11 protein-coding genes are annotated in these 4,972 nt (G+C 35.9%); all 11 read left to right on the top strand.

Annotated elements, in window-relative coordinates; all coding sequences use genetic code 11:
- A partial coding sequence (locus CDIMF43_RS11235; RefSeq protein WP_109842017.1) for an MBL fold metallo-hydrolase occupies positions 1-587 on the top strand: 587 nt, incomplete at its 5' end.
- Between the two features lie 12 nt (positions 588-599).
- Entirely contained in the window at positions 600-1,442 is an 843-nt protein-coding gene (locus CDIMF43_RS11230; protein ID WP_109842016.1) for a DnaD domain-containing protein, read from the top strand.
- Between the two features lie 17 nt (positions 1,443-1,459).
- The gene (locus CDIMF43_RS11225; protein ID WP_109842015.1) at positions 1,460-2,209 is read left to right on the top strand and encodes a DNA adenine methylase; all 750 of its coding nucleotides are present in this window, start codon (positions 1,460-1,462) and stop codon (positions 2,207-2,209) included.
- Positions 2,206-2,514, top strand: coding sequence for a DNA-directed RNA polymerase subunit delta (locus CDIMF43_RS11220; protein WP_109842014.1), 309 nt, complete (start codon positions 2,206-2,208; stop codon positions 2,512-2,514). Before CDIMF43_RS11225 ends, CDIMF43_RS11220 begins: the two co-directional genes overlap by 4 nt.
- A gap of 2 nt (positions 2,515-2,516) precedes the next feature.
- Positions 2,517-2,804, top strand: coding sequence for a DUF2187 domain-containing protein (locus tag CDIMF43_RS11215; protein WP_109842013.1), 288 nt, complete (start codon positions 2,517-2,519; stop codon positions 2,802-2,804).
- Between the two features lie 179 nt (positions 2,805-2,983).
- On the top strand, positions 2,984-3,373 hold the full coding sequence (locus tag CDIMF43_RS11210) for a hypothetical protein (protein ID WP_109842012.1): 390 nt from the start codon (positions 2,984-2,986) through the stop codon (positions 3,371-3,373).
- On the top strand, positions 3,360-3,809 hold the full coding sequence (locus CDIMF43_RS11205; RefSeq protein WP_109842011.1) for a YopX family protein: 450 nt from the start codon (positions 3,360-3,362) through the stop codon (positions 3,807-3,809). The genes CDIMF43_RS11210 and CDIMF43_RS11205 overlap by 14 nt, the downstream gene beginning before the upstream one ends.
- Positions 3,806-3,985: a hypothetical protein gene (locus tag CDIMF43_RS11200; RefSeq protein WP_109842010.1), complete on the top strand. Its 180-nt coding sequence runs from the start codon at positions 3,806-3,808 to the stop codon at positions 3,983-3,985. Before CDIMF43_RS11205 ends, CDIMF43_RS11200 begins: the two co-directional genes overlap by 4 nt.
- 214 nt (positions 3,986-4,199) lie before the next feature.
- Positions 4,200-4,625, top strand: a complete 426-nt coding sequence (locus tag CDIMF43_RS11190; protein WP_109842008.1) for a single-stranded DNA-binding protein — start codon at positions 4,200-4,202, stop codon at positions 4,623-4,625.
- 9 nt (positions 4,626-4,634) lie between these two features.
- Positions 4,635-4,760 carry a hypothetical protein gene (locus tag CDIMF43_RS13905; protein WP_269845354.1) on the top strand — a complete coding sequence of 42 codons (126 nt, stop codon included), beginning with the start codon at positions 4,635-4,637 and terminating at the stop codon, positions 4,758-4,760.
- 48 nt (positions 4,761-4,808) lie between these two features.
- The coding region (locus CDIMF43_RS13630) for an XtrA/YqaO family protein (RefSeq protein WP_233218352.1) at positions 4,809-4,972 on the top strand (164 nt) is incomplete at its 3' end.

Genomic DNA, 4,972 nt, shown 5'->3' with positions numbered 1-4,972 from the left:
AATGTGATTGGCAGTCGGTAGACGGCTGCTTAATCACTCATGAACATGGAGATCACTCTAAATATGCTAACGAGCTATTAAAAACAACTAGTATTGATATTTTCACTAGTAAAGGAACACAAGAAACTTTAAAGCTTCCAAGTTATCGGGTTCATTGTTTAGAGCCACTTAAACAGAAGCAAATAGGAAATTGGAGTATTATTCCTTTTCCAACAGAACACGATGCGAGCGAGCCTTTAGGCTATCTAATTCAATCAAATAAAACAAACGAAAAATTATTGTTTGCAACAGACACTTATTATATACGTTACAAATTTAAAGGGATCACTCATTTAATGATCGAGTGTAATTATGCTTTAGATATTTTAAATGAGAATGTGAAAAATGGGCGTATTGGTGCCTTTCTAAAAAACAGGATATTAAAGAGTCACTTCTCTTTAGAAAACGTTAAAGCGTTCATTAAAGCGAATGATTTTAGTCAATTACAAGAGGTTTGGTTGATTCATCTATCAGACAGCAATTCAGATGCTGAACGTTTTAAAAAAGAAATACAGGCTATCACAGGTACGCCAGTTTATATTGCATAGGAGGGTTGAAACGTGGAAGGTTTTATACAAGTTCATAGAAAAATGCAAGATAGTATCGTCTTCCAGAATCCTTACTATTATAAGCTTTGGTCCTATCTTATGTTTAAAGCTAGATTTAAGCCGGGTAAGATTTTTATTGGCAATCAAGAGGTTCAGTTAGATATTAATCAACTAGTTTGGGGAAGAAAAGAAGCAACTGCAGAACTTAATCAAGGGATTTCAGCTAAAGAAAAAAAATCTGAGTCTACGTGGGAAAATTATTTAAAGAAATTTGAAAAAATGGGAATTCTTAACAGGAAAGTTAACAGCAAATTTACCGTCGTAACCCTTACGGACGATTGGTTTTCTAAGTCGGAAGATGAAGAAAGTTCACAGGAGTTCTCACAACAAGTTAACAGCACTTTAACATCAAGTTACCAGCAAGTTAACAACAACTTAACACAAAAGAAGAATGTTAATAATGTCTTTACTTCTTCTACAGCTAATTTATCAAATATAAATTCAACTAGCGCAGGTGAAATGTACGAGTTAGCCTTTCCTAAAAAACCAATGAACCAAGTCATCGCCCAATCCATCGCCGAGTGGATAAATGATTTTGGTGGTCAAGAGGAAATCGTTTGTCTAGCGATAAAGAATGCCGCCGAGTATTCAGCTGACAACTTCAAATACGCTGAAAACACAATGAAACGCTGGGAAATGCAAGGGGTTAAAACTGTTGAAGATGCCCAAGCTTTAATCGATAAATTCGATCAAGAAAAAAATAGGAAAATCGAACAAGAAATGACTAGTAAAGCATCAATGAAAAGCACTGGAAGCACAATGAAAGTTCCATTGCATAATTGGCTTGAAAATTAAAGAAATAAGGTGGAGTAATGGAATATGCAGTATATAAAGGCGACGAGCTGTTAGGTATCGGAACCGCAAAGGAGCTAGCAGAAAGATTAAAAGTAAAAGTTGAAACAATCAACGATATGGATAGCAGAATAGTTAATTTTTTTAAAGTATGTCGTGAGCAACCGAACGAGTTAATTGAAAAATTACAATTGACTCCATTGAGTAGGGAAGAATATAAGGCAAGCTATGAAACTTCTTCTGATTCTTTGGAAGATGCAAGAAGGCTGATGATTCGATGTTGGCAAGCAATCGGAGCGAAAACGAGCGACATTACAGGTTGGCGCTCGTTAATTGATTCAAATGGTCCTAATACTACAAAAGAATGGCGAGAGGTTGGAACTAGAGTAGCGGATGTTGCAAATCGTTTGAAAGATGCTCAAATCGAACATCAAGATGCTATTAAATTGCTAGATAGATACAACCGTAAAGGCGTTCTGACTTATGTTGATCCACCGTATTTATTAGAAACAAGGTCAAAAAGACATTATAAACATGAATACACGGATGCAGATCATGAAGCACTGCTTGACTGCCTTGTAGATTTTAAAGGGTATGTGATTTTATCTGGATATGAAAATGATATGTACAACTCATGGTTAAAAGGATGGCATAAAGAATATTTTTCAACCAACGGCGAAGCAGGCTCTAAGCGTGAGGAAGTTTTATGGATGAACTTTAAACCAGCTGGCCAGATTGATTTAATCGAATTACTGGAGGAATCAGAATGAAATTATACAGATATGAAAGTTCAAAAAATACAGGGAGATGGAGAACTACCCTATTCGAAGCAGAGAAAGACTATGAAGAGGAAAAAGATTGGCTAATGGATAACGAAGCAGACGAGGATGAGCATGTACAGCTTGAGTCAATAGAAATACCAGAGGACATAATCGAAGAGTTAGAGGATGAACCAAAGGTGATTAAGCAAACATGTCTAATCAGAGACCCTACTCGTATGGATGATAATCCGAGAGACGAAGGTTACAATTTCGATTTTTGGGCAGCATGGTCAGACGATAGCAAGGAGGATTAGCAATGAAATTATCTGAAAAAGGAAGCAATCAAATAGCGGAAGGAGGTCTTTTATTAGACCTTCCTACTAAAAATCCTAAGAACCCTAAGAAATCTATTTTTAAAAAAGGCGACACAGTGCTTTGTTCTGATGTTGCAGGATGGAAACGTGATTTTATCGGTAATGTTAACAAAGTTAATGATGCTTCAGCAGTTATTTATATCACGATATCAGAACCAGAAGATGATTGGAATCTAAAGGAACACAATTATAAATGTGTGGTCAGTTTTAAAAATATGAGGAAGGTGTGAGGGAATGAAAGCAATACACAAAATCGAATAGCGACCGACATTGTTGTCGGTCGCCTCAAAAGGGATCGTGTCAGACTGACCGAAAACAATGTCGGTCAGTTTAACTGATTTTTTGTGACCCTCAAAAATGATGGTCACAAAATAAGAAATCTTAAACTATTAAAAATGGAGGGTTTAGAATGAGTAACTTAATTGATTTTAGAGAATATATTGAAGAACAAAAAAATCTTAGTTTTGGTGTTGAACTTGGAGGAACACCAGCAATTGTTGGCAGTGTCGCTAGAGAATACGACTTTATTTTAGAGTCTATCGACGTGTATTTGGAGCAAGTCAAGGAGGAGCATACGCTTAACGAGAATCAGCAGATTGTACTTGATTGGCTGAAAGCATACGCGAATAGTGATGATGGAGACAAACCAATTTCTTCTATCTGGTATATGATGCATTTAATTGGCGAAGATTTATTAGAGAAAAGAGTTAAATATGCTTATTTTAAGCTAACAGTAAAACAACAATTCGAAGTCCTGCAAGTATTTGCGGAATGGGGGTTAGGTCATGAGCGAAATTAAGTTTAGAGGGAAAGTGCTTGAAGATAATGAAGAGCTAGAATTAATGGGAGTCAAAATTGAAAACGGATGGGTCACTGGAAATTTAATACAAAACGGATCAAATCCTGTGATTGTAGGGGATGTTGTAGAAATTAATGACGAGTATTTAAACCTTGGGTGGTGGGTATCTGTTATTCCGGAAACAATAAGCCAATACACGGGTTTGAAAGATAAAAACGGCGTGGAGATTTACGAGGGTGATATTCTTAAAAATGAAAAAGGATATATCGGTTATGTAGCGTTTCTTATCCAAGAATCTGGATATGCAGTTGTCCTTAAAAATAGTGATTATAGATTAGGGCATAGGAATACTGGAGAACATTATACAGTAGCGCAGGGGCATGAAATCATTGGCAACAAGTTTGATAATCCTGAACTGTTGGAGGGGATAAAATGAGAGTATCAGCATACAGAAGTAAAGCGGCGTATACGAAGGAAGAAATGGACAAAATGATTGATTTTGCAGATGAACAGCACATCCCTTTAACTGATGTAATCGAAAGAATTGAAAAATTAATGTTAAATGATATGAGTTTTGATGAAGCATTAGCTCAAGAAAATGGTTCTGATTAAAAATGGCATCTGGAATCTATTATGGATTATGCCCGTATTGTTTTGAAGACGTTTGGGAAGATAACTACTACTTTGACGAAACGCGCGGCGTAGATGATGAATTTGTACACTTGGGATGCCTTAAAAAAGCGGACCCATTGAGGTTTAAAACGGCGAAACAAGTAATAGATGAATGTTTTGGGGTAGGAGTATTTAAAAGAAAAGGAGAATGTAAATGAATTCAGTAAATTTAATAGGCAGATTAACAAATGTTGCTGATTTAAAATACAGCTCAAGTGGAATAGCACTGGCATCAGTGACAATAGCTGTTAAACGAGTATTTAAAACAGGTGACGGCGTAGAAGCCGACTTTATTAGATTAAAAGCTTTCAGAAAAACAGCCGAACTTTTAGCAAATGTTGAAAAAGGTAAGGAAATCGGAATAAGTGGATCATGGCAGACAGGAAGCTATGAGAACGCTCAAGGCATGAAGGTTTATACTCATGACTGCAATGTTCAGCAAATAACGTTCATTGGCAGTAAGTCAACAAATAATGATGAAAAAGAGCATCAGCAAAATTACCAAGCTAACCCGAATAATTACAAGCAACAAAATTACGGTAGTGAAATTGATATTAAAGATGATGATCTGCCATTTTAGGAGGCACACATGAGAGAAGTAGTAGAAATAATTAAAGGTTTAACTATCTTATTAATAATCGCATTATCAACAATGGTTGCATTAGCAGCTGTTTTAAAAGTAATATTTTTCTTATTGAAATGGGCTTTTAAATAAAAAAAGACGAGGTTTCCCCCGTTCCGCACACACATTATAACACGAGGGGTGCCGTCTTTGGAATTTAAACAAGTAGAGCTAGATCAGTTAAGTAAAGAAGAATTAAACAACACAGTAATTATTGTCAGCAATGGCATGACTAAGATGGCTCATTTGCCACCATTTGCTGATATTAAGCTTACAACGAATGATAATAAAGTCACATTAGTTAA

Origin of the sequence: Carnobacterium divergens (genome assembly GCF_900258435.1) — a bacterium.
Taxonomy (GTDB): domain Bacteria; phylum Bacillota; class Bacilli; order Lactobacillales; family Carnobacteriaceae; genus Carnobacterium; species Carnobacterium divergens_A.
The sequence above is the reverse complement of the archived record's forward strand: the minus strand, read 5'-3'. Positions and strand labels throughout refer to the sequence as shown.

Bases quoted from the DNA above. Each gene is read 5' to 3' on its own strand.
- CDIMF43_RS11225 (WP_109842015.1), top strand. From the start codon at position 1,460: ATGGAATATGCAGTATATAAAGGCGACGAGCTGTTAGGTATCGGAACC.
- CDIMF43_RS11220 (WP_109842014.1), top strand. From the start codon at position 2,206: ATGAAATTATACAGATATGAAAGTTCAAAAAATACAGGGAGATGGAGA.
- CDIMF43_RS11215 (WP_109842013.1), top strand. From the start codon at position 2,517: ATGAAATTATCTGAAAAAGGAAGCAATCAAATAGCGGAAGGAGGTCTT.
- CDIMF43_RS11210 (WP_109842012.1), top strand. From the start codon at position 2,984: ATGAGTAACTTAATTGATTTTAGAGAATATATTGAAGAACAAAAAAAT.
- CDIMF43_RS11205 (WP_109842011.1), top strand. From the start codon at position 3,360: ATGAGCGAAATTAAGTTTAGAGGGAAAGTGCTTGAAGATAATGAAGAG.
- CDIMF43_RS11200 (WP_109842010.1), top strand. From the start codon at position 3,806: ATGAGAGTATCAGCATACAGAAGTAAAGCGGCGTATACGAAGGAAGAA.
- CDIMF43_RS11190 (WP_109842008.1), top strand. From the start codon at position 4,200: ATGAATTCAGTAAATTTAATAGGCAGATTAACAAATGTTGCTGATTTA.
- CDIMF43_RS13905 (WP_269845354.1), top strand. From the start codon at position 4,635: ATGAGAGAAGTAGTAGAAATAATTAAAGGTTTAACTATCTTATTAATA.